Below are 23,122 nucleotides of genomic sequence, written 5' to 3'. Positions count from 1 at the left end.
CATTTATGAATAGCATGGTACTGGTAAAACAAGCACCACTTCACTTTGATTTGCAAAGATTCAATGAGGGAGTAACGTTCAGCAGCAGCCTTAGCGGATTGATTCCGGAAGAGACATCACAAGAGATCATCAAGGATGTAGTCCGCGGTTCGGCTATTTTGAAACTTTCCGAACTGGAACCAATGACAACAGCAACAAAAAAGATTCCAGTATTTCTAGATAAGCCTGGAGCTTACTGGGTAGGGGAGGGAGAACGTATCAAAACCTCGACAGCTTCCTGGACACAGGTTACATTGACCGCTAAGAAGCTGGCTGTCATCATTCCAATGACAAAGGAAGCATTGGATCGCTCACGAATCGATGTGTTTGAAGAACTGAAGCCGTACATTGTTGAAGCATTCCATACTAAATTGGATGCAGCTACGATCATGGGGACAGAGTCACCGTTTACTTCTAACATCTTGGGGGCAGCTATTAATGTAGGGAACAGCTTTACTCGCGGTTCTGTCGCGGGTCAGAATCTGGCCGATGATGTAAACAGCGTCATGGCACTGATCGAAGCCGATGACCAAGAGCCACGAGCGTTTGCTGGGCATATCGGATTAAAGACATCCTTGCGCGGATTGAAAAATAGCCAAGGTGATCCTCTTTACCTTTCTTCTATACGTGAAGGAGTAGCTGAAGATTCACTGTATTCGCTGCCGATTGAGTACAGCAGAAATGGTGCTTGGGACAAAACAAAAGCTGACCTGATTGCTGGTGACTTCAAAAAGGCCAAGACAGGCATTCTTAAAAATATTGAGTATGAAATCTTACGTGAGGCGACTCTTCACTCCATTACTGGAGCAGATGGGAAGCCTCTTTCTCTTGCTGAGCAAGACATGGTTGCATTGAAAGCTACGTTCCAAGTTGCGTTCCTTGTAATCAAAGAAGGGGCATTTGCTGTCCTCCGACCTACCGGATTTGTACCAACACCTTAATTATTGAAAGGAGCAATCGTTCATGAAAAAACCAAATGATATGCTGACAATCACTGGTGGCAAGGAGAAGAAAAAAATTAAAGTGACGCGGAAAGCATTTGAAGTAGTGTACGAACCATTGGGATACAAGCTGGAAGATGACCCTGTTGCAGATGAAGTGACACCGGTGAATACCGATGGCAATTCTGACAAGTAATGAGCTGATCGGTTTTTATGCTGAATTTGCATCGTGGGAGCCTAGTCGACTTGATCCAGTCATTCTTCGGGCGAATGTTTATGTAGAGGGACAGGTGACGTTACCTGACCCTGTCCCTCTTGAATTGAAACTGGCCGTTGCAATGGTGCTCAAAGACATGGCCCAAGATCGACGATTGAGCAGCACCAAGCAAGGGGATTATCAGGAGACGTTTTCCTATGTGAGCAATGATCCAAAAGTCGAAGGTATCCTCAACAAATATCGGAAGAACAGGGGGCAGAAGCTGTGGATGATCTAACCGAATACAAGAGGCTTCTGTGCCACTCTTTTACCCTTCTGGATGTCGGGGGGGAACCTGACCCTTTCACTGGGGGAAAAGACCGCTCAGAATGGCTTCCTGTTGTTCAAAAAGTGCCTTGCAGGGTGTCCGGTTCCCCTGGTCGCATTCAGCAGCTTACAGGGCGACAGGCGACGCCTCAGGATTTCCTCATGCACACCCTGTACGCAGATTTTAAGGCAGGCATGCGGCTCAAGATTGAACAACCTGAATTCGCAGGCAATCTGTATGAAGTCAGTCTCCCTTATCCTGTGTATGGAGCTGAAAGCTTACATCATTACGAAGTAGTGATTACAATGATCGATCCTGTCACGGGCGAGGAACCGGAAATCTGATGGCAAAGGTAGATAAGAGAGACCTGGAGCGTATGTATAAACGCTTGAAAAAGCATCACAAACGCGAAGTACAGGTTTCTATGGATCGGGTTGCCCGAATGGCAGGTATGCAGGTGTTGCGGGGAGCTCAAGATAGGGTTCCAGTACGGGACGGGATTCTTCGTGCCTCTCTAGTTATTGGTCACAAGGAAAATGTATTTGATTTGGTCCTAAGTGGGCTTCGAGCTGAAATCACGGTAGGCTCCAACCTGTCATATGCGCGTTACGTGGAAGAAGGGTTCACTCAGAGGAAAGGGCAATTTGTGCCGGGATACTGGGATCGAGAAAAATTCGTCTATGTCCCTGATCATCCAGACGGCATGATCTTGAAAGGGAAGCGTGTTCCCGGTGTTCACTATCTTGCGAGATCGACAGCAGAGGTTGAGTCAATCATGGACGAATTGGTTAAAGAAGAGCTAGATGATTTAGCAAGGAGGCTGTTTCCCGATGGGTGATGATGTGCTGTCTATACGACACTGGCTATTTTCTCTGACGGGTATCCAAACAGAGAACCTTTCTGTACCCAAGGACTTTAAACGGCCGATGTGGTTTGTAGAAGAGCCATTTCGTATTCCGGAGCCGCGGCGTTCTGATGCCTACCGAGAAAAAGGGACGATGAACTTTGTTCTGATGGCAAAGGATGCTGAACAGCTTTTTGCTCTCTCTATAAGTGTCAGGCAAGACCTTGCGGATCGGAGCTGGATTCTTCCACTCTACGGCTCGGACAAGAAGCAAGTGGGATATCTGCGAGAGTGTCGTTTGACCATGAGCAAGCCAGATAACTTAGACCGATCGTTTGAATTGAAGTACACCGTTTATATCCCCTATACTCCGGTGGTTTACGACCCGTTAGAAGTTATTCATAGACGCTACGATGAATCGCTGAGGAAAGGAGACAAACGTTATGGCTCGCAAACAGGAGCAGGATAAACCAGCTTATAAAAAAGAGCAAATATTGCAGGTAGCAGAGCAGAAGTTCGGGTTAAACCGAACCGAAGCAATTGCTACCTTTTTTGATGCCCCAGACGAGATGACAGTCGATCAGGCAGAGGAATTCGTGAAGAAATTCAAGGAAAGGACGGTGAAGTAAATGGCCGGACAATATCAGTTGGGAGAGAACAAGGTCTTATCCGGTGTCTACTCCTTTTTGAAGTCATTCATCAAAGAGCAAACAACAATCGGCAATCGTGGAAAGCTTGCATTACCAATCGTCGCGGATTGGGGCCCAATCGGGGAATTTGTAACAGTCCGAACCAAGGCTTCCGCTGAGAAAATCTTCGGAGTCGCAGAAGCGTTTAATTTGATTTGGGCAGCTAACCCTTATCCAACGGAGGTATTGCTGTACCGCGTGGCAGGGGATAATGCGGCCGTTGCAAGTGTTACTTTGAAGAGTAATGCAACTGATGTACTACTTGTGGAAGCCAAATACAAAGGCGAGGCAGGTAATAACTTGAAAGTCGTGGTGCAGCCCAGTTTGTTGGATGCTACTAAAACAGAGTTGCTGATCTATCGGGGAGCGGAGCTGGTGGACAGTCGGGCAGCGAAAACGGTGGATGATCTGGTTCAGGCTTTCAGTGATAGCGAGTTTGTTGTCTTGAGAAAGATAGCCGATACACTTCCTGATGCTACGGCGGGTGTAAGCCTGACTGGAGGTAACAGCGGAACAAGCGTAGAGGCGACCAAATACACCGCTTACCAAAGCGCGCTGGCTACTCAGAAAGGCAAGTACGGTGTATTTACTCTTGGAATTGCTGATCCTGCCCTAAATGCGGCAGCGGAAGACTGGACTAAACAGCAAAACATGGTGGGGAATTACATCAAGTTCGTTTTCGGCGGCGATGAAACAAGGGATAAAAACAAGCAAACGATCATGAAGGCGTCTACCGATGTGAACCACATGGCTGTTGTCAATGTAGGAAGTGGAGCTCGTTGGAAAGGCAACACCTATGCGAGTTCAAAAGTGGCAATTTACATTGCATCCCTGATGGCTTCCCTGCCGCTTAATTACACGATGGCATTGTACATTACACCATTCGAATCATTAACACATGAGTGGGACCCGGATACTGACTTAATTGAAATAGTGCAAGCTGGTGTACTCATGCTGAACATGGACAACCGGCAGGTTATCATCCAGGAGCCTGTAAATACCCTGACTATTCCGGGGCCTGATCAGTCAAAAGACTACGGCAAGATTCGGGTGGCTGACACCTTCCACACCATTCTCCATGCAGAAGAGGAAGCAGGAAAGGAGTGGATTCGTCAGCAGCCAAACAGCAACAGCCCTGCCCGCCGCGCTGCCTTTTGCCAGATGATGAAGCAAGAAGTTTTCAGACCCCTTGCTATGCTAGAGGTTATCGCCAATGATTACGAGTTTATCGAAGACCCGGAATATCACGGGGAGGACCCGATTTACACACCAGCTCGTAATGCTGGTCATTTCATTGCTGGCTTCCGCCATCAAGATGCGCTCGAAAAAATTTATATCTACAACAAAGCGAAGTGAGGTGATACAGCATGAAAGAAACGTATTCCGGTACTCATGGGCATTTTTACGACCAGAATGGAAGGGAACTTCCCGAGTGTATTGGCTTCGAGCTCACTGAGGAATTTGAGAAGGGAGAAAGTAAGAGGGCTGGGAAGCTTCGGAAAAGACATCGTGTGCTGGCATCATCTGTTAGCATGACAGCTACGTTTGAACGTACATCGGATATCCAGCAACTCATCATGGAAATCGCAGCAAACCCTGAAAAGAAAGTGAATTTTATTGGGGAGCTCGATGACAAAGTAGCAGGGAAGTACCGAGTCGCAGTAACTGGTTTTTGCCCTGACTCTCTATCATTAGCAAAATGGAGCCACGGAGAACTAGATGAAGATACATCCCTCGAAGGTACAGTTGACGACTACGAGTTTATTTAAAAATACCAGGGCTATCCCAAGGAGGAACATCAAATGAGTCAGTTTTTGACGATGGACGATTTTTTAAGCATGAATACGGAAGAAGTCGTAAGGGACGTATGGGATTGGAAAAAGAAAGGCGTTAAGCTGCCGATCCGATCAGTTTCCGGTGAAGTTTATTTCAAAGCACGGAAGGCAGCATTGAAAGTCTCTGTTTCCGGTAAGAAGAGTAAAGCAGAACGGAAAGTGGAGTTTGACGACTTGCGTTTAAAAGCGGAGATCATCATTGCAGGTATCGATCCAGACCGTACAGATTTTCGCATTGATTCCCAACAAGTGCTTGCGAAGTACGGTAAGATTGCTGCTGTTGATGTAGTCCCTTGCATATTCAGCCCGAATGATATTGACGCACTATATGAAGCCATCTCCAAAATTAGCGATTTCGTTGAAGACGAGGAGGCGGAGGAAGAGGTAAAAAACTCATAAAAGAGAGTCCTGAGCTGGCTCTCTTTTCTTATATTTGGCAAGAAAAAAACAAGCTGCCGTCAGAGATTTTATGTCTGCCAGAACGTGAAAAACAGTTTGTCTTTGTTTCTACAGCGATGGAGATGGAGCGTAAGGCGGAGCAAGCGAAGAAGATGGATATGATAAAGGGCAAAGGGCGCCGAATAAGAGGGAGGAGATAGCAGATGGCAGCGACTACAACACTTGCGTTTCAAGACAAGATGAGTCGTCAGCTCGCTTCCCTCCTGCGAATGCTCGGAAAAACTCTCGATGCTTTCGATGATGTGGAAGATGCGGCAAGCGATATGGAAGAAGCGGTTGAAAACATAGATGATGGCGCGATCAGGGAAATGGAACGTGCATTGGATGACGCTTACCAGCAAGCAACAAGACTGTCCCGGGAACTTTCTGATGTCGATCAAGAAGCCAGTATCGTTGATAGTAAAGGGGCTTCAAGGCTGGAAAGAGCCCTCCGTAAAGCTGCAAAAGCTGGTGACGAAGCAGCAGCATCACTTGAGCATGTAGATGCCGTTGCAGGACATCTTGAGGAAATTGGCGGACTGGCAACAGCGGGGGGTGCGGTCATTACAGCGGGATTGTCGGCTGCTGCTATTGCCGCACACGACATGGATCAGGCTCTTGGTATTCTTCAGGCGAATGTAGGCGCTACTGACGCCGAAATGACAAGCATATCCGAGTCTGCAAAAGGACTTTTCGCGACTGGTTTGGTAGAGACGCCAATGGAAGCAGCAGAGGCTTATGGACGGTTACGTCAGTTATTAGAAGGTACAGACGAACAGATCGGGAAAGTGGCTGAAGGTGCTCTCGCACTTGAAAAGGCGTCTTTCGGCAATCTCGATCAAGCAAGCATTGCAAAAGCGTTGGATATGATGCAGGGGCAATGGGCTACTGACCCAATTAAAGGATTGGACATGATAACGGCAGCTTACCAACGAGTGGGTGACAAGGCAGATGATTTGCTCGATACAATCTGGGAATACTCACCACAATTCGCGGAGGCAGGTATTAGTGCGGAAAAAATGATGGGGATGTTCGTTGCAGGAGCTGAAAAGGCATTTAATTTTGACAAGCTGGGAGATGCGTTCAAAGAGTCGTTCGGTATTCGATTGAACAAAGCGCTGGATGAGAAAGCCCTGGGCGCTCTTGAAGGTATTTTCGGTGAGGATAAACTGTTCAAAATGCTCGATCAGATCAAAGCCGGTGGAAAAGAAGCAGAAAATGCGATCATGACGATCACAGCAGGGATTGCTTCTATCAAGGATCAGAAGCTACAAGATGACGTCTTAGGAAACGTCTTTGGAACTCAGTATGAAGATGTTGGACGGGATGCTTTAATGTCCATGCTTAATGCTGGTCCACTTGAAGATTTTGCAGGAAAAACAACAGCAATAGTTGGCCAAGTTTCGAATGAATGGCAAGCGATGGCAAATGAAATGAAGTTGGCAATTGATCCGATAGGCGACTCCGTATTAGAAGTGACTAAACCAATTGTAGGTCTTCTTGCGAAGATTGCTAAAGGAATTGGGACTTTTACAAAAGAGCATCCATTTATCACGAAGGTAGCTGTTTCGTTTTTGATGGTGGTAGCTGCACTGGCTTTATTGGTAGGTCCATTGATCTTCCTAGCTGGCATATGGATGCCAGTATCAGCTGGTTTTGCAACAATGACTGGGGCAATGGCTGGGTTTGGAATCGCATCAATAAGTGCGTTGTTGCCTATTCTTCTAGTCATAGCAGCAGTGATAGCATTAATTGCCGTTGGCTGGTGGCTCTATGAAAACTGGGACATGGTCAGTGCCTATTTGGTAGCAGGGTGGGAATGGGTAAAATCAGTGGGGATGGCAGCCTGGGAAGGACTCTCTGCGTACTTTGGAATGGTCATTGATTTTTGGAAAGGGCTGTTCACTGCCTTTATCCAGTTCCTCACAGGTGACTGGTCAGGGGCATGGGAGACAATTAAGGAAACTTTTTTCAACGCCTTTACTACGATTGACGGCTGGTTTGATGGGTGGATAAGTGGTTTGTTTGATAGCGGCAAAAAAATCATACTGACAATCGTTGAGGGGATCTTATCTGTTAAAGACGAAGTAGCAAATGCTATTGCCAGTGCATTAGAATGGGCTGATCAATTCCTACCGCATTCGGATGCTGAGCTTGGCCCTTTTTCTCGCTTAACAGATAGTGGGATGGCTATTCCTGAAACTATGGCAATCGGTGTTGAAGCCTCAGGTGATTCATTAGCTGCAGCGCTGGATAGCACTTTTAGTCAGGTTCCAAGTTATACACCTTCTATAACAAGTGGAACTCAGGCACAGTATACATGTCCAAGTGAGCAGCCAACTTCTTTTTATATTGACTTCCGTCCCACTATTCAATTGACTGTGCAATCAACAATAGAGAATTCTGAGGAAGAATTAGAGAGCTTATGTGAGAAGATGGCCGATTTGCTTGCAGAAAAAATAGGACACGTATTAGCCGGTACAGGTTCTATCGTGCTTGAATAAGAGGAAATATATTCTCATACGGAAGCTTTCACGTGTTATAATCTTCCATATACAACAGAATCGGCTCCTCAAGGGTGGTCGGCTCATCTCCCATGTCGGAAACGGGGGGAGGTGACGCCTGTGACAGTGTTCCAAGCATTGACGTTGATGATTTCATTCGCAATGCTCGTGGTAGCGATCCTGTCTTTCCCCAAAAAGAAATAGACCTCCCTTGGGTCCAAATCCGGAGAGGTCTATCTCTAGTTAATCCTTGAGCCGCCCCCATGTAGGGAACGTCTGTTGTATAGGCCGTAGGTGCTGGAACACCTGCGGTCATTTTTAGTGTAATCCAGCTATATAACTTATATTACTGGATTTTTTCCATTACAGCAATTGTCAATCAAAATTAGGCGTTTCCACTTAAATAGCTAGGAGATTTATAAAGTAGAAGCACACTCAAACGAGTGTGCTTTTTATGTTGAGAGGAGAGATATAGAAACAAGTGAAATACAAGCACCTTGAGTTTTGGCTAACCTGGAACAATAACGTTGAAAAGCTTCGTCTTCCTGTCATTCCACCCAAAATAGCAGTAAAAATCGGGCATAGCTATATCGATATTGAACTGGTTGCCATTGGGGAAGCGACTATCATCGGAGAATCTACCTTGGAAGAGTATTCTTTTTCTACGTTTTGGCCTGAGACATATGATCCGGGGTTGTGTGAATACGATGGTTTTCCGTCTCCAGAAGAATTTGTGGAGACTTTGAAACGGTGGAAAAATTCGGGTTATCCGATTCGCTTTACAGTAACTGAAAGTGAACAAGATATTATCAATGTTCCAGTGACCATACGGGATTTTAGCTACGAATGGGACGGGTTTGACATAGATTTCAAGTTAGCATTGAAAGAGTATCGGTTCGTGACCATGGAGAGTACTGAGGTGAGTATTCCTTTCCAAACAACGGGTAAAGGGAAACGACCGGATACACGAAAAGCGAAGGTGTCAGCCACCAAGAAAAAAGAAGAAAAAAAATCATTGGTTGATAAGTATCATTCACGATGAATTCTTGGGCGGAAAGGTAGGAGACTGATGCTGCCAAAATATCATTACGAAGTTCGATTTCAAAAGCCGGGTAAGCAAGCGCTTCACCTTCCCTTCTCAGAAGCAACATGGTCCGGAAGTCGTCAGGAAGCAAAGCGTACTCTGGCTGTTAAAACCAACAATGGACGGGATCGCTTTTGGCCTGATGTGAATGTAGAAGAAGGCGACCTGATAGAGTTGATTTCTTTCATGTCTGGCTCTCCTCGCTCACTTTTCACAGGAATGATTGCTGACTTAGGAAGGAGAGCAAAAGGAGATATCAACGCAGTAGCATATGATTTCGGCTTTTATTTACTCAATAACGATGTAGCTGTGGTTTCAACAGGTGAAGCTGCCGATCAGCTTCTAAAGCGTATTTTCGCGCAGCATGGCATTCCCGTTGGGGGCATAGGAGCAATGCCTGCCGTGGAAAAACAAGTCATTCGCGGAAAGAGTGTTTGGGATGCAGTTGGAGACGTCCTCAATCAAGTATTTCGCTCTACTGGTGTTCGGTATTGGTGCTGGATTGACCAAGGGAAGATTTATGTCGGAACACAGCGAGGGCAAACGATTCAGTGGAAAGTCCAGCAAGGAAGCAATTTATTAAACGCTGAACGTAAACGATCAATTGCAGACATGAGAACAGTTGTAAGAGTGGTCGGGAGCGACAGTGAATACATTTCTGTTTTACATGATGAAGTTGATTCTACCAACGCTAAACGGTACGGACATCTTGTTAAGGTTATAGAAATACAAGATGAAGACCGGGGAAACAAAATTGAAGTGGCTAAGCAAGAATTGCAGAATCTAAGCCGGGTCAAGGAGCAGGCTTCCGTTACTTCCTTGGGAATTGATGACGTCATTGCTGGGACGAAAATTGAAGTCTTCGAGGAAATCACGAAATTGCAAGGGGTGTTTACTGTTTTCGGTGACAGCCATACGATACGACCTGGCTACCATGAAATGAAACTCGATTTGCAGATGGAGGTGAATGGAAGGTGAATGGTTTTCAAAAGCTTGCCCAAGTTCTTTCAGGTGCCAATCAAACACAAGGAGCTGGCGGGGCAAATCCCCCCCCAAAGGATGTACGAATAGAGTTGGCAACTGTCATTAAGCCTCCACCAGATTTAAAAATCTTGATAGATGGTATGACAGAACCAATTGGGAAAGAGTTTATTACTGTCTTAGAACATTTGACGAGGCATACACGAATTGTCACGATTACCCATCAAGAAAAAGCAGAGCGTGATCTGGGTGACATGAAAAAGGAAGATTTTTTAGACACGGATGACTTGGCTGCGCCGTTTACTTCGTTCAAACATAACTATTTGTTACTGCAATTTGAGGACGTGCTGAAGTTAAACGATAAAGTACACGTGTTATCTGTGGACTCTGCCTATTACATCCTAGATAGGGTGAAACGCCCATGAGTATTTTTCCGGTTTTCCCAGTGACTGACGAAAGCCCAGCAAAGGAACAACGCCCCATTAAAAATGTTCTCAGAACGTATAAGTTCGATTTTGAATCAGGACAGTTTGTGGTGAGACCGGACGGAAAGTCTGTAATGATTGATGGAGAAGAAGCATTGCTCCAAAAAGCCACAAAAGCATTACGTACCGATCGCTATATGTATTCTATTTATTCCTCAGATTATGGGAATGAACTGAAAGAAGTGATTAGGAGTGATGGAACGAGAGCGTGGAAGCAGGCAGAGGCTAAGCGATTAGTCCGCGAGGCTTTAGAATATTTGCATGGGATAGAACGTTGCGAGAGTTTCTCTTTTGAGTGGGTAAGTAACACCATGAAAATATCCTTTTTGATGATTACTGAGGAAGGGGTTTTGGAGATGAGTATCAATGTCTGAAACTGATCTTAGCTTTCTGGAAAGCTCAACCTTCCAGCAAATTTTATATGAAATGCTCCTTACCGTCCCAGAAGATCTGGACAGAAGTGAAGGTTCAATTATTTACGATGCACTTGCGCCAATTGCACTAGCCTTATTCAGACATCATAAAGAACGCGGCATGATCATTGAACAAGCTTTTGCTGTAACTGCAACGAGAAAATATCTTGAACTGATGGCAATCGATTATGGATTGCCTCTGGATAAAGACGAGCCAACAGAGGATTTGCGCAATCGTATATTACGCCATAAACGGAATCCTGAGCGCGGTGGAGCGTTACCCGACTATGAGCGCTGGGCTAGATCAATACCAGGGGTAAACTATGCGTCAGCACTAAACTTGATAAGAGGGATCGGCACCGTAGACGTAGTTGTTGGTGGCACAATCCCTGATTTACTCGAGAAGGTTCAAGAGATAATTGACCGCCGCAAGCCGCCAGGTCTGGATGTAATTGTTCGACTTGTTAGTAAACAAGTAGTGAAAATTGAGGTTGCTGTTAGGGGATTAGACAAAGAAAAAGCACGTCAAGCAATACTTGCTTATACCAGTTTGATTGGGGTTGGAGGTACCTTATTTCTTGCACAGATCTTTGCGGCGCTGGTCGGAGCTGGGGCAACAGATGCTGAAATCCTTTTGCCGACATCCAGTATTACACTAAGGCCAGATGCACAAATCGATCCGGTGGTGACGATCACATGAACGAAGATCAGGTTAATGCACTGATGGCGGAGCTATCTAGTGACTATAAAAAAAGCCGGCATATGCGTGCGATTATGAGTGCGGCTTCCGGTTATTTGCCAGTAGATAGCGACATGTGGAAAGCGTTTTTTCTTCATCTCATGCACAAGGAATCATTAGACCTTTGGAGGAGTGAACTAGACGCTGCCGATGATGAGGACCTACTTGCAAAGCTGAGAGCAGCTAATGGCAGGTTGACGGTTGAATCTATTCTTACACAAGGATTTGGGCTGCAAGAATCATATCGACTGATGCCAGAAGACGGGCTAATTGCTTCCGAATCTGGATGCATGGCTGACGGCTGGGAATACGCGCCATTAACCTCCGTCATCTATACAACGCCGGAAACGCTTGGAATCGCACAGGGTATCGTCAGGTTAATGGGACTTGCTGGCTTTCGATACTTGTTTTCAATTGCTTTATCTTACAAGATCGAGTATGAACGAGGATCAGCAGCTGTTAGTGTGGACAGGTATGGAGCCATACTTACGGTTGACCATTGGGACGATGAACTGAGCGGAATGGAAAAGGATACAACTCTTTCGGTAACACAGCATTCATTGCAAAACATAAAACATGAACACAAGAGTTGGTGGTCTCCAAACGTATTTTTTTCGGATGATTTAACATTTGCTGACGAAGTATTTTATGTTCAGCAATCAAAGGTTACAAAAACAATATAGGGGGTGTAGGAATTGCCTTCAAAAACAAGCGATGTAAAAGGGATGAAAACGTATCAGACATTTCATCTGGCCAAGGACAGGAATGTTTTTATTGCCGTTGGGAAAACGTCTCCGTGGAATACCGAAAACCCTGAAAAGGTTCCAGATGTCTCTTATGGGCAGACGATTACAGAGATTGTGGCGTTGAAGCGAGCTGACCAAGTAAGGTTTGTAACGCCAGATGATACAAATGGAACGATCGAACAGCAAGGTCATAAGTGGCGTATCATTGATGAGGACGAAGCGCGGGTAGCCGATTGCAGATGGGTATATGTACAAGCTTGGCTAAGATACGATGAGTTTCCCATTTGCACGTACCGACAAACTGGTGTATATGCGGGTACGATATTGGCAGATGAATTACCAATTAATAAACAGGTAGTCAAACCGGATGAAGTAAAGGATATGGGTTTCCTGTTAGCTGTGACAAATCAGTCGCCTCTGCAAAGGGAAGCCACACATCGTGAGAGCATTGAGTATATTTTGGAACTGTAAAGGAGGGTAACGATGGGAAAGGAAGTATACAACCGATTTGATCCTACGAGTAGATGGAAATCTGTTGATTTCGTCGGCGGCCGCCGTGTTCAAACGGCTGAGCTAAACGAAATACAGGCGATGTCTCTCTATCGCGATAAACAAATAGGGGACGTTATTTTCGGATCAGGACACATTTTAGAGGGCGGGCAGTTATTGATTAACAAGGAAAAGACAATCGTCATCATATCAGCAGCACGGGTATATCTAGGAGGAATCATCCACGATGTACCAGAAACAACACTGACGATAAGGGGAACGGGAGAGGAAAGTATTGGGTTGCGGGTCAATCCACAAACAATTACATACGAAGACGACCCAACCCTGTATGATCCAGCGGTTGGGTTTTCTAATTTTGGCATGCCTGGCGCTCAGCGAACAGTTTTGAATGCCATATGGCTAGTTGATGATCCTGAAGCGACTCATATGTATCGGCTGGTAAACGGCGAGTTGATTACATCCAAGCTACCACCAGAATTAGAAGGTTTCACGCCCATTCTCGCAAGACGTTCGTATGATACGAATGGTTCATTTCTTGTCTCAGGCATGGATGGTTATATCGAGCCGAGGGATGCTGCAAACATAACACTCGTAATCGACGCCGGCAGAGCCTATGTTCTCGGGTACCAAATTGATAAGTTAGTTCCCTTACGAATTTCCATACCTAAGGCATTAGATAGCCGTGTGGTAGTTAACGAAACGAAGACATATCTGTCTAATATATTCTTTTACCCTCTAAATTCAAAGCCTGTAAAAGCTTTACAGACAGTAACAGCGACAGTTGAGAAGACAGAGACAATTACCCGTGGAAATGTGGCAGGAACCTCAGACCTTTTACCAAAGACGCCTGTTGTCGATATTGTTTCAATTCAGGCTGGTGGCACAACTTATATCAAAGGTACAGACTTCCAACTCTCAGGCGATGCCGTAGATTGGTCATTGGCGGGTGCAGAACCTGCCGGCGGGGTGTCGTATACAGTCACGTACCGCTATACAAAACTAATGGTAATTGGCACAGACCTGATATTGGAAAACAACGGAGTAAAGTGGCTAAGTGGTGATAAGCCCGTGCCGAATTCAACTTTCCAGACGACCTATGAGTTTTATCTAGGACGGAAAGATGTCTACTATCTCACTTATCAAGGTGAAGTCCATATCATCCACGGTCAATCGGACATGAATCCTTACCCGCCATCATCTCCACCGGATGTATTGGAATTGGGAGAATTGTATCTCCCACCGAACAGTGATGCTGTGGTCGTAACCAATCGCAAGCCAAAACGTTTGACGATGCTCGAGCTGCGTTCTCTCCTGGATCGTTTGGAACGAGCAGAGTACAACCAAGCGGTGGCAGACCTCGACCGGCAGGCGCAAAACTCTGATCCGTCACTAGTGAAAAAAGGTGTTTTCACAGACAACTTCACCAATTTTGAACGCTCCGACGTTACCCATCCTGACTTTAATGCAATGATTAACCCTCGTGAGAAGACGGTGCAATTGCCAGTTGAGAATAGTTTTATTGATATGCAAGTGAATCAAGCTGCTTCTACTGTTCGGTTTCATGAGCGTTTGATTACGTTGCCTTACACCGAAGAGGTGCTGATCGATCAGCCTTTTGCAACCGAGACCATGAACGTGAATCCATACCAAGTATTCGGGAATCTTGCCACAATTCGTTTGACCCCTTCTCATGATACCTGGGTGGAGACGTCTACAGTTACACAATCCGTTTGGGGATGGTGGTCGGATTGGAGGTCAACGGGAACAATCCGGACAGAAACAAAGGTCATATTGGATGAACAAGTTCCATTTATACGGCAACGGGAGGTAACAGTAGTCGGTGAAGGCTTTGAACCGAACAGTGATAATATCAAGGCTACATTTGACGGACTGCCCGTTGATCTTACACCCTTGAACGGATCCTCTTCAGGTACACAACCAAACACAATCAAGGCAAACGCCCAAGGACGTTTTACCTGCAAGTTTACAATTCCAGCTGGTGTCCGCACAGGAACCCGCGAGGTCTATTTCTGGAATGAGGTGTAATGATGGCTACGAAACAAAATGAAGCAAAAGCGTCTTATACAGCGATTGGTCGGAAGCAGGTGGTGGAGCAGACGTTCTGGCAGATTCCATCTTGGAGGCTAACTGACCCACTTGCCCAAACTTTTATGCTCACGGAAGAACGGTTTGTCACTTCCGTTGAGCTTTACTTCGGAACAAAAGACCCGGTAGCGGACTTAACGGTACAGCTCCGTACAGTAGTAAACGGCTATCCGTCCATGACAATCTTATCCTCTGTGGCAATCAACCCGGCCCAAGTGAATATTTCAAACGACGGAAGCAAAGCAACAAGGGTAAGATTCCCGGAACCCGTGCTGATACAAGCCAACACAGAGTATTCAATCGTACTTTTAACTCCTTCAAGCCAGTATAGAGCGTATGTAGCCCGAATGAGTGAGAAAGACCTTATGTCTAAGAAAATCGTTTCACGCCAGCCTTACGATGTTGGTGTCCTGTTTTCGAGTTCCAACGGTTCGGCATGGACGGCACACCAGGACTCCGACTTGAAGTTTAAGCTTTACGGAGCCAAATTTACGAATGACGCAAAACTCCAATTCAATCCTGTTTCTGCAAATCAAGTCACTCAACTTGTCCTTTCTGCAAGCCAACTTATACCTCGAAATGCTGCTTTGTTATGGCAGTATTCCATAGATGAGCGAAATTGGTATGCATTAGATGATCTGGATGTGACATGGTTAACACAGCCGACAAACAAAGTGCATGTCCGGGCTCTATTTAAGACAACTGGGTCGTCACCAGTCGTCCAGTCAAGTGTGAGTCTTATCCCGATGGCGTATAAAAAGAATGGTATCTATCTGAGTCGGGAAATTTCAGCAACAGCGCCGTTTACGAAAGTCACTGTATATGTAGAGTTGAGCACACCAAGTGGTACATCACAAACTGTTGAATATTCCATCGATGGTGGTAAATCGTGGGCAACTATGGGATCGGCGACCGAACAAACGCCAATTGATGAAGAGTTTACCCGATTGAAGTTTGAGCGGACGGTAGCTACTTCTACAAAGCTACGTATCAGGATTAAACAAAGCACAACGGTAGCAACCCTAACACCGAAGTCGCGGGCTCTGATGGTGCATACCTCATAAGGAAGGTGATTCAGATGTCAGTAACAACGGCTCGTATATCGACGGACCCGAACCACCCTGATAGTTTGTCATCGGGAGCCGCTAAAATTAATAGTAACTTTGATGCGATAGATTCAGCTTTTTATAATATTATTTCACTTATAGAAGGATCGGCCGACATAGTAAAAATCGTTGATGTCCAAATGTCGGGTCAAATGACTATTGCGAACATCCCACAAACTTACCGTCATTTGAAGGCTTATTTCGTTTCGCGGAGTGTGGCCAACGAAGTTGATTCGTATTTTCTTATCCAATTTAATGGAGTTACATCACGTGATTATTGGGCATATAACACGACGAACGCTCAAAATTCGTTTGCCTTTGCAAGAATCCCAGCTGCCAATGCAGATGTTGGATTTTACTCGACAGGAGAATTACTCGTATTTGATTACGCAAATAAAAACATAGCAAAGAGTGTTCAAGTGTCTCAGATTTCGAAACGTCAAAAGGCTGTAGCCGGAAGTTCATCCTTTACTGGAGGAACTTTCGATAAGACTGATGCTGTCACGTCCATTACGTTTTCTACAAGTGGTGGATTTACTGCGGATTCGCGAGTTGTACTATATGGTATTAAGTAGGAGGATGTCTGTATGAAAAAGGTCACATTCGACTGCGATACTGGTGAAACAGTAGAATTAGACATGACAAAAGAAGAGATTGACGAGCTGGACCAAAATGCCAACACGCCACCAATTCTTACTCAGGAAGAACTACTATTGCTGGCTCTAACAGATACACAATTGAGGCTTGCTGAACAACAAGCACTGACCGATCGGTTGGCACTTGCCATATCAAATATGCAAATAGGGGGTGCTCAAGCATGAATTTCAATCACTATATATGGAAATACCTTTTTGACCGGAAGCTTCGGCCTGCTTCGGATATAGAAGTGGCCTATCAAAAAGGCATCCTCACACGAGAGGAACGGGATGCGATTTTAGGGGCTGAGGAAGGTAGCAAAGAAGCATAATCGGTACAACCATTTCGACGGGAAGATAATGATATAGCAGAAAAGTGGAATAGGAAGAAGGCACCCAGTGTTTGGGTGCTATTTTTATTGCCCCGAGGGGGTGAGGAGGAAGATGAGTTGATGAAGTTTCTTCAGAGCCTAGAAAACGTAGCAACCCCAGCAAACGCTTGGGCGACAACAGCAGGTGCCGTCATGGCGCCCGCCTTTCACTATCTATACGGTACGAACCGACAAGACATCCTGATTGTGCTCTTTTTCATGATTGTCCTGGATTGGATCACAGGCATTTCCGCAGCGAAAAAAGACCAGTCCTACTCGTCTGAATATGGTTTGTCCCGAATCCCAAGGTCGCTTTTTCTTTTAGCATTGCCGGCTGTTGCTAACATGTTGGATCGGGTTATGGGCACGCCCGGATTTCTGTTTTATGGAGTCACATTCGGTCTACTCTATCACACATGGAACAGCCTCACAGCAAATGCCCATCGAGCTGGTTGGCCAGTGCCAAAGTCGATAGTTAACTTGGTCAGTTCTGAGATTAAGGCTAAGGCTGAGCGAGCTGCACGAAAGGAGACAAAATAGGAATGAACATTACTATTCAAGGTGCGCGTGTGATTGACGTTCGCGCCTCTTTACCACGCCACAAAACACTAAAGTATGGACGGCGTAAGCTGACTGACATCCGATCGGCAGCCATCCATCATTCGGCTACATTGAGCGGATCACAGGAGGCATTCGCACGCTATCACGTCAGCACAAACGGCTGGCCCGGCATTGCCTATCATTTTGTGATCCAAAAAGACGGTGTTATTTACTGGTGCAATGAACCAGAGGTAATCTCCTACCATGTTGGCAATAGCAACCGTCATGCGCTAGGCATTTGTCTTGTAGGTGATTTCCGGATACAGCAACCAACAGCAGCCCAGCTAGACGCTGCAAACCGACTTATCAAGCACTTACAGGAACAAATCCCAACCATGAAGCAGGTGTTTGGTCACCAAGAGTACCCCGGCTACGCGTGGAAAAACTGTCCTGCATTTCCGATGGGCAAGTTTCGGTTGGATTATTCACAGTTTTTACAAAAGCCTGTGGGTAAAATAGACAAACCGCAGCAAGTTCCGGTTGCTATTAGCCTAAATGGTTCGCTGTTATCAGTGACGGGTTTCCTAAAGGATGGTGTGTCCATGCTACCTGTCAGAGCTGTTGCCAATGCTGCTGGTGGAAAAGTGGAGTGGATTGAACAGACGAAGGATGTTCGTGTTAACGGCAAAGACCTAAACGAAAAGCTCATTTCGGGATCGGCATATGCTCCTGCTCGTGAGCTGGCTGCTGCACTTTGTCTACAGATTGAGTGGGATGGCAGTACAAATACAGTAATATTGAGAGGATGAGTTTCATGGATAAAACATACAAGAAGAAACAGGGAGTTTTGATGATCGTAGGGGGAGCTCTTGCAATTGTAGGAGCAGGGTACGGGTTACTGACAGATGGGGAAAGTCAAGGCGATCCAGCAGGCCTTTGAAATACTTCTAGCCGCATTTTAAAAGCGAAAGCCCTCCTACGGAGTATATCAATCTGTAATCCGGGGAGGGCTTTTTTTACGTATTACGATTATTCGTAACACAAATTATAGCTGCTAAGTAAAGAATTGAAGCAACTATAGCTCTTAAAAAGGAGTCTTGATCAGAGTCATTGTTATAAATTGAAACAGAAGCAACTACCACAATGTGACCAATGACGTAGACAAGAAGACCGTACAAAATTTTTTTAAGCATAGAAGATCATCCTAATTTTAGTAGTCGAAACTATCGTAATCTGGAGAAGCCATTTCAATATCGGCAGCATAGGATACGTTCATGTTAACTGAAGGATTTGTACTGCCGGAGAAGCCAATTTCAATACCACTCGCATGAATTTGTACATGTCCATATTCTCCAACAACATTTGCTGAGCCTTCATCATCATTTTTATAAACTTTTGCGGTCAGCACAATTTCGTAGTCGTTTTTCATTGAGTCAATATCTACATCATAGGCAATTCCTTTTTCAGGGTCAACATCGTTTAGTGAAACGTCATCACGATCCATTCTATATGTTCTCATGATATAGCAGTCGTCTTCATATAGCGTGAAATCATCTGACCAGGCGAGTGCAATCGCATCAGTAAATTCATAAAATGGGTCTGTCAGCCACTCACCAGTAGCTACAAACTTAAAATTATCCTTGCCACGCTTTTCACTAATTCTTTTAGCTACAACACTCATTTTAAAATCCTCTTTGTCTAATGTTCGTGGTTTAAACTCGCCGGTATCCTCTTCATCAAGGTTTCTATAAACCTCCTTAATACTAACAATCTCACCCTCCTCTTTACTTAATTCATAGATAGCAGCATCTGATAAAGTATCAATTTGATCTTGAGTTATATGTTCAGCGAAATCCAATTTCTCCAAAGCTAAAACACGTTCTACAGTTGATAATGGAGTGATATTCTCTTCTTGCGTTTTTTCTTTGGTGTTTTGTTTGTCAAAAGCGAATGCAGGGTTGACAGTTAATATAGACAAAACTGTGGCAATAGCTAAGACCTTTTTCATAAAATGCACCTCAATCCAGAAATTTTACTACAAATTGAATATATACCATTTTTATCCAATGGTAAATCTTTAAACCAAACATTTAACAAAAAAATAACATTTAGGTATTTTTTGGTGATCATCCGAAAGACTTGGTTGATTCAAAGTTTTCTTTGCACGTTGATATGTTGTTCATATATAATGAGAACAAATGTTCGCAAAAGGGTGATTAACGTGGAGACAATCAAAGCAGTGATTGATGGCCAACTCCAAGCTGTTCCGGTTTTAACCAACAGTCATCTAGTCATGATAAGAAAAATCCGTACCGGAGCAAGTCCTGGATGTGCTCCTGACATTCTCCGTGATTTGATAGAGGCTGGACTGGTGGAGGATAAGGCTAATGAATATATTGTATGAACATCACTACGAGGAAGTTATAATCCCGTTAGCACCGGTTGATTCAGACGCCTTGGCAGAAATGAATGTCATTATTTACGATTCTGTACGCAAAGACTATGCGGTCAACGTGAGTTGGCACGAGAACTGTATTCGTAGGGAATGGGGAGTAGTCAAAGACATCGACCGGGATGATCACAAGATCAAGCTTGTTCGGGTTGATGGTGTATGGTGGGTGCCCATTGAAAAAATGCTGCAGGTAGAGCGGGTGTAGTTGACCATGATTCAACCTGACCAATGGCGAGAAATCCTGCATGAATAGATCCTGTACGGCTTGCTGTTTAAGGCACTAGCGCTGGATGCACAAAAGCTAAATCAAGATCAACTAAAAATGTCATACCGTCCGGTGTTGGATACCATTTCAATGGGCAGAGAGGAAGCATCACGAATATCGTAGCCAGTTTGGGGAACTGGGCGGAAAAATCCACGTTCAGAAAACGACTGATGGCCTATTATACTTTGTTCTTGTGACTGTGCGTGGCCGACAGGAAGAATGCATTTATAATGTAAAATCATTTAAAAGCAGAATGTCAGGTACGGCTTAATAATTATCTATACGACGCCAAGCAAGCGAACGGGCATGTATAATATGTACCAATGGATTAAAGTAACAAAAAACCCGCCAAGTGATAACGAGCGGGTTATTTTTGTTACTTTATTTACTATGCTCCATCACTTCAAATGATTGCTCACATACTTTATTTGTCACATAGTTTTCGTAATTTATAACTTAGTTGGAAATGTTTTGTCGAATGATGAAGGTGAGTATATATCATATGAAATCCATCAGAATCGAAAAACATTTTGTCGAATTAAGTGAAATAATGTCGAAACATTAAACTTTATCAAGATATAAGATTGATAGTAATATGATGAAGCTAAATTGTAAGTATTTGGAGGCGTATTTATGGGGTTATCTCGTAGTGAACGTAATGAAGACAGAAGAGATGCAAGATTAGCGCGTCGCGAAGCTTTAGAGGTCAAAGCTGCAGCAGCAGCAAAAAAAGTATCCAAAACTGCTAGTAGTACCCAACAAAGTAATACCAACGCAGCAAAGACATCCGTACAAAAAGCTAGTGTAGATAAAGTTGACATTAGTCAAGCCGCAAGAAATTTAGCAGCTACGGTGCCTAAACAAGCTCAAACATCGAATAACACAGGAGTAATGCATGGCCCACCGATTCCACCGAAGACTAGTAGTACCAAAACATCAAATAACACGGGAGCTATGCATGGCCCACCGATTCCACCGAAGACTAGTAGTACCAAAACATCAAATAACACGGGAGCGATGCATGGTCCACCAATTCCACCGAAGACTAATAGTACCCAACAAAGTAATACCAACGCAGCAAAGACATCCGTACAAAAAACTAGTGTAGATAGAGTTGACGTTAGTGAAGCGGCAAGAAATTTAGCAGCTACGGTGCCTAAACAAGCTCAAACCTCAAATAACAAAGGAGTAATGCATGGCCCACCGATTCCGAATAAAAATGGGAAGACATGGGGTGAGGCAGGGAGTGAAGCTGCAGTTAGCGCTACAGCTGGTACAGTGGTAACTACCTCATTTGAAACTGGTGGACAAGCTTTTTTAGGTAATTCGTCCCTTCCAGGGCCAATATCGAAAATTGCTGGACTAGGTATATCAACTGTCGATGTGTATTACGATGCCGCAGCTAATCTCTCTAAAGGTGATATCAAGTTTGGGGGTAATAAATCGATTTCGCAATCTTTTACAGAGGCTGCTACAGGGGCTATAATATCTGAACTAGGTTCATCGGCATTGGTGAATGCAATAGCAGTAACACCAGTTTATACGCAACTAACACCACAGAAAGATAAAACTACGGCAATAATGGCTGGATTAACTACCGGTTATGCAATTTCGCTTGTAGATTCAAAGATTGGAGTATCATCAGGATTAGCCGAGCGTGTTGAGAAAGAAAAAGGCCGAGTTAAAGAGTCGGGTAAAAAAATTAATGAGTATATTAATCGAAACAACAAAAAAACTTATAGTGACTTTACACATAAGGAAAAACAAGCGATTGATAAATATATGAATAATGTGGCGTTTCAAAATGATCGTATACTAAAAGCAAAGGTAGATTGGGAAGCCGCTAACCGAATAGGTGATAGAGATGGAAAGGATAAAGCAAAAGCAGTTGCCAAAGATGCAAGAGAAAAAGGTGGTATGTTAAGTAGAGAGACAAGTATAGATCGTATTAAAGAATTGAATGATAAAATACTAAAAGAAAAAAATAATTATAGAGAGGCAGAAAAAAACAAGGACAAAAAGGCTCAAGACGCAGCTCGTGAACGAGCTAACGTATATAGAACCCAAGGTGGTACTATAAGATAAAATGAATGCAACATTGCACATTCGATTTGAAAAAAGTTTTAGACCAAGATATGACTAACTGGAGGAATAATATGAGAGTACCACGTCATCTGAGAATCTTAATACAAATCATTTTTGTGGTGACTTTGATGTCAGGCTGTTCCCAAACTAACAAACCAGTTGAGACGACTGAATTCATAAAATACGAAGATAAAACTAATAAATTCACTATTTCATATCCAAAAGACTGGACTGTTGATACAACGCAAAAAAATGTAAATGTTCTGTTTAATTCGCCGAAAGAGAGCGAACAAGACGTTTATACAGAAAATATAACTGTAAAGGCGTTTACATTGCCAGAGGAAGCTACATCTCCTATGGAAAACTATAGAGATGGAATGATTGAGACTATTAAGAAGCAGACACCTGGTATTGAAGTTCTTAATACTTCCAACTTAACAATAAATGAGCTTCCAGCTCTTCAGATCCTTTTAAGAGAAAAGCGAGATAATGTAGATTTATCGCATCAGATGACTGTTGTATTTAAAGGCAAGATGGGGTATGTACTAGGATTTACCTGCTTAGATGGAGAGCTTGACAAATATTCCTCAACAACGGATAAAATAATAAATTCTTTTAACATCATCAATTGAAATATTTTTAATCCATCAGGTAGTAAAAATATGTTTCTCCCAAATTTTAATGGGTATTTTCTTTAGACCCTTCGAGATCTGTTAAGTAAAGTCGTCGGCAATGATATCATTTCAGAACCTCACCCTGTCATAAAAAGGGTAGCGAGCTGATTTCTTTC

At 44.1% G+C, this 23,122-nt stretch carries 32 protein-coding genes; 31 read left to right on the top strand and 1 reads right to left on the bottom strand.

The window, feature by feature from the left end:
* Positions 1 to 5 precede the first annotated feature (5 nt).
* The 27 genes from ACKKE8_RS18675 (at position 6) to ACKKE8_RS18545 (ending at position 18,470) form a co-directional block, all read left to right on the top strand.
* The gene (locus ACKKE8_RS18675; RefSeq protein WP_409174371.1) at positions 6 to 980 is read left to right on the top strand and encodes a phage major capsid protein; all 975 of its coding nucleotides are present in this window, start codon (positions 6 to 8) and stop codon (positions 978 to 980) included.
* 22 nt (positions 981 to 1,002) lie between these two features.
* Positions 1,003 to 1,176, top strand: coding sequence for a hypothetical protein (locus ACKKE8_RS18670; protein WP_409174370.1), 174 nt, complete (start codon positions 1,003 to 1,005; stop codon positions 1,174 to 1,176).
* Complete coding sequence (locus ACKKE8_RS18665; RefSeq protein ID WP_409174369.1) at positions 1,157 to 1,474, top strand: DNA-packaging protein; 318 nt, start codon at positions 1,157 to 1,159, stop codon at positions 1,472 to 1,474. Before ACKKE8_RS18670 ends, ACKKE8_RS18665 begins: the two co-directional genes overlap by 20 nt.
* Positions 1,462 to 1,848 carry a hypothetical protein gene (locus tag ACKKE8_RS18660; protein ID WP_409174368.1) on the top strand — a complete coding sequence of 129 codons (387 nt, stop codon included), beginning with the start codon at positions 1,462 to 1,464 and terminating at the stop codon, positions 1,846 to 1,848. The genes ACKKE8_RS18665 and ACKKE8_RS18660 overlap by 13 nt, the downstream gene beginning before the upstream one ends.
* Positions 1,848 to 2,342 (top strand): HK97 gp10 family phage protein, encoded by a 495-nt coding sequence (locus ACKKE8_RS18655; protein WP_409174367.1) that lies wholly within the window; start codon positions 1,848 to 1,850, stop codon positions 2,340 to 2,342. The genes ACKKE8_RS18660 and ACKKE8_RS18655 overlap by 1 nt, the downstream gene beginning before the upstream one ends.
* Entirely contained in the window at positions 2,335 to 2,817 is a 483-nt protein-coding gene (locus tag ACKKE8_RS18650) for a hypothetical protein (protein ID WP_409174366.1), read from the top strand. The genes ACKKE8_RS18655 and ACKKE8_RS18650 overlap by 8 nt, the downstream gene beginning before the upstream one ends.
* Positions 2,792 to 2,977, top strand: coding sequence for a hypothetical protein (locus ACKKE8_RS18645; RefSeq protein WP_048033498.1), 186 nt, complete (start codon positions 2,792 to 2,794; stop codon positions 2,975 to 2,977). Before ACKKE8_RS18650 ends, ACKKE8_RS18645 begins: the two co-directional genes overlap by 26 nt.
* Positions 2,978 to 4,393 carry a phage tail sheath N-terminal beta-sandwich domain-containing protein gene (locus ACKKE8_RS18640; protein WP_409174365.1) on the top strand — a complete coding sequence of 472 codons (1,416 nt, stop codon included), beginning with the start codon at positions 2,978 to 2,980 and terminating at the stop codon, positions 4,391 to 4,393.
* 11 nt (positions 4,394 to 4,404) lie between these two features.
* A complete protein-coding gene (locus ACKKE8_RS18635; RefSeq protein WP_409174364.1) occupies positions 4,405 to 4,806 on the top strand; it encodes a phage tail tube protein in 402 nt (133 codons plus the stop codon).
* A 33-nt stretch (positions 4,807 to 4,839) separates the two neighbouring features.
* Positions 4,840 to 5,271, top strand: coding sequence for a phage tail assembly chaperone (locus tag ACKKE8_RS18630; RefSeq protein WP_409174363.1), 432 nt, complete (start codon positions 4,840 to 4,842; stop codon positions 5,269 to 5,271).
* Between the two features lie 203 nt (positions 5,272 to 5,474).
* Positions 5,475 to 7,814 carry a phage tail tape measure protein gene (locus ACKKE8_RS18625; RefSeq protein WP_409174362.1) on the top strand — a complete coding sequence of 780 codons (2,340 nt, stop codon included), beginning with the start codon at positions 5,475 to 5,477 and terminating at the stop codon, positions 7,812 to 7,814.
* Between the two features lie 111 nt (positions 7,815 to 7,925).
* Positions 7,926 to 8,018 carry a putative holin-like toxin gene (locus tag ACKKE8_RS18620; RefSeq protein ID WP_221629570.1) on the top strand — a complete coding sequence of 31 codons (93 nt, stop codon included), beginning with the start codon at positions 7,926 to 7,928 and terminating at the stop codon, positions 8,016 to 8,018.
* 277 nt (positions 8,019 to 8,295) lie between these two features.
* Positions 8,296 to 8,856 (top strand): hypothetical protein, encoded by a 561-nt coding sequence (locus ACKKE8_RS18615; protein WP_409174361.1) that lies wholly within the window; start codon positions 8,296 to 8,298, stop codon positions 8,854 to 8,856.
* 27 nt (positions 8,857 to 8,883) lie between these two features.
* A complete protein-coding gene (locus ACKKE8_RS18610; RefSeq protein ID WP_409174360.1) occupies positions 8,884 to 9,876 on the top strand; it encodes a hypothetical protein in 993 nt (330 codons plus the stop codon).
* Positions 9,873 to 10,304 carry a DUF2577 domain-containing protein gene (locus tag ACKKE8_RS18605; protein ID WP_015891799.1) on the top strand — a complete coding sequence of 144 codons (432 nt, stop codon included), beginning with the start codon at positions 9,873 to 9,875 and terminating at the stop codon, positions 10,302 to 10,304. The genes ACKKE8_RS18610 and ACKKE8_RS18605 overlap by 4 nt, the downstream gene beginning before the upstream one ends.
* Positions 10,301 to 10,738, top strand: a complete 438-nt coding sequence (locus ACKKE8_RS18600) for a DUF2634 domain-containing protein (protein WP_409174359.1) — start codon at positions 10,301 to 10,303, stop codon at positions 10,736 to 10,738. Before ACKKE8_RS18605 ends, ACKKE8_RS18600 begins: the two co-directional genes overlap by 4 nt.
* Positions 10,731 to 11,477, top strand: coding sequence for a baseplate J/gp47 family protein (locus tag ACKKE8_RS18595; protein ID WP_409174358.1), 747 nt, complete (start codon positions 10,731 to 10,733; stop codon positions 11,475 to 11,477). Before ACKKE8_RS18600 ends, ACKKE8_RS18595 begins: the two co-directional genes overlap by 8 nt.
* A complete protein-coding gene (locus tag ACKKE8_RS18590; protein WP_409174357.1) occupies positions 11,474 to 12,199 on the top strand; it encodes a hypothetical protein in 726 nt (241 codons plus the stop codon). The genes ACKKE8_RS18595 and ACKKE8_RS18590 overlap by 4 nt, the downstream gene beginning before the upstream one ends.
* Positions 12,200 to 12,211: 12 nt before the next feature.
* Positions 12,212 to 12,733, top strand: a complete 522-nt coding sequence (locus ACKKE8_RS18585) for a hypothetical protein (RefSeq protein WP_409174356.1) — start codon at positions 12,212 to 12,214, stop codon at positions 12,731 to 12,733.
* Between the two features lie 12 nt (positions 12,734 to 12,745).
* A complete protein-coding gene (locus ACKKE8_RS18580; RefSeq protein ID WP_409174355.1) occupies positions 12,746 to 14,818 on the top strand; it encodes a DUF4815 domain-containing protein in 2,073 nt (690 codons plus the stop codon).
* A 2-nt stretch (positions 14,819 to 14,820) separates the two neighbouring features.
* Positions 14,821 to 15,942: a hypothetical protein gene (locus ACKKE8_RS18575; protein WP_409174354.1), complete on the top strand. Its 1,122-nt coding sequence runs from the start codon at positions 14,821 to 14,823 to the stop codon at positions 15,940 to 15,942.
* A 14-nt stretch (positions 15,943 to 15,956) separates the two neighbouring features.
* On the top strand, positions 15,957 to 16,559 hold the full coding sequence (locus ACKKE8_RS18570) for a hypothetical protein (protein WP_409174353.1): 603 nt from the start codon (positions 15,957 to 15,959) through the stop codon (positions 16,557 to 16,559).
* A 12-nt stretch (positions 16,560 to 16,571) separates the two neighbouring features.
* Positions 16,572 to 16,805 (top strand): hypothetical protein, encoded by a 234-nt coding sequence (locus ACKKE8_RS18565; protein ID WP_409174352.1) that lies wholly within the window; start codon positions 16,572 to 16,574, stop codon positions 16,803 to 16,805.
* Positions 16,802 to 16,951 (top strand): hypothetical protein, encoded by a 150-nt coding sequence (locus ACKKE8_RS18560; RefSeq protein WP_409174351.1) that lies wholly within the window; start codon positions 16,802 to 16,804, stop codon positions 16,949 to 16,951. The genes ACKKE8_RS18565 and ACKKE8_RS18560 overlap by 4 nt, the downstream gene beginning before the upstream one ends.
* Before the next feature lie 120 nt (positions 16,952 to 17,071).
* Complete coding sequence (locus ACKKE8_RS18555; protein ID WP_409179157.1) at positions 17,072 to 17,530, top strand: holin family protein; 459 nt, start codon at positions 17,072 to 17,074, stop codon at positions 17,528 to 17,530.
* A gap of 2 nt (positions 17,531 to 17,532) precedes the next feature.
* A complete protein-coding gene (locus ACKKE8_RS18550; protein WP_409174350.1) occupies positions 17,533 to 18,339 on the top strand; it encodes an N-acetylmuramoyl-L-alanine amidase in 807 nt (268 codons plus the stop codon).
* 5 nt (positions 18,340 to 18,344) lie between these two features.
* A complete protein-coding gene (locus ACKKE8_RS18545; RefSeq protein WP_409174349.1) occupies positions 18,345 to 18,470 on the top strand; it encodes a hypothetical protein in 126 nt (41 codons plus the stop codon).
* 270 nt (positions 18,471 to 18,740) lie between these two features.
* Here ACKKE8_RS18545 and ACKKE8_RS18540 read toward each other — a convergent pair whose 3' ends face one another.
* Positions 18,741 to 19,538 carry a hypothetical protein gene (locus ACKKE8_RS18540; RefSeq protein WP_409174348.1) on the bottom strand — a complete coding sequence of 266 codons (798 nt, stop codon included), beginning with the start codon at positions 19,536 to 19,538 and terminating at the stop codon, positions 18,741 to 18,743.
* A gap of 213 nt (positions 19,539 to 19,751) precedes the next feature.
* On the opposite strand from ACKKE8_RS18540, the gene ACKKE8_RS18535 reads away from it, so the two are divergent.
* From ACKKE8_RS18535 to ACKKE8_RS18520, 4 genes are all read left to right on the top strand, one after another.
* Positions 19,752 to 19,934 carry a hypothetical protein gene (locus ACKKE8_RS18535; RefSeq protein WP_409174347.1) on the top strand — a complete coding sequence of 61 codons (183 nt, stop codon included), beginning with the start codon at positions 19,752 to 19,754 and terminating at the stop codon, positions 19,932 to 19,934.
* A complete protein-coding gene (locus tag ACKKE8_RS18530; RefSeq protein ID WP_409174346.1) occupies positions 19,918 to 20,187 on the top strand; it encodes a hypothetical protein in 270 nt (89 codons plus the stop codon). The genes ACKKE8_RS18535 and ACKKE8_RS18530 overlap by 17 nt, the downstream gene beginning before the upstream one ends.
* A gap of 693 nt (positions 20,188 to 20,880) precedes the next feature.
* Positions 20,881 to 22,332 carry a hypothetical protein gene (locus ACKKE8_RS18525; RefSeq protein ID WP_409174345.1) on the top strand — a complete coding sequence of 484 codons (1,452 nt, stop codon included), beginning with the start codon at positions 20,881 to 20,883 and terminating at the stop codon, positions 22,330 to 22,332.
* 71 nt (positions 22,333 to 22,403) lie between these two features.
* A complete protein-coding gene (locus ACKKE8_RS18520; protein ID WP_409174344.1) occupies positions 22,404 to 22,964 on the top strand; it encodes a PsbP-related protein in 561 nt (186 codons plus the stop codon).
* The last annotated feature ends 158 nt before the right edge of the window (positions 22,965 to 23,122 follow it).

The organism is Brevibacillus fortis, assembly GCF_046196545.1.
GTDB lineage: Bacteria > Bacillota > Bacilli > Brevibacillales > Brevibacillaceae > Brevibacillus > Brevibacillus fortis_A.
Note: the sequence above shows the minus strand (reverse complement) of the source record. Positions and strands in the feature narration are given on the sequence as shown.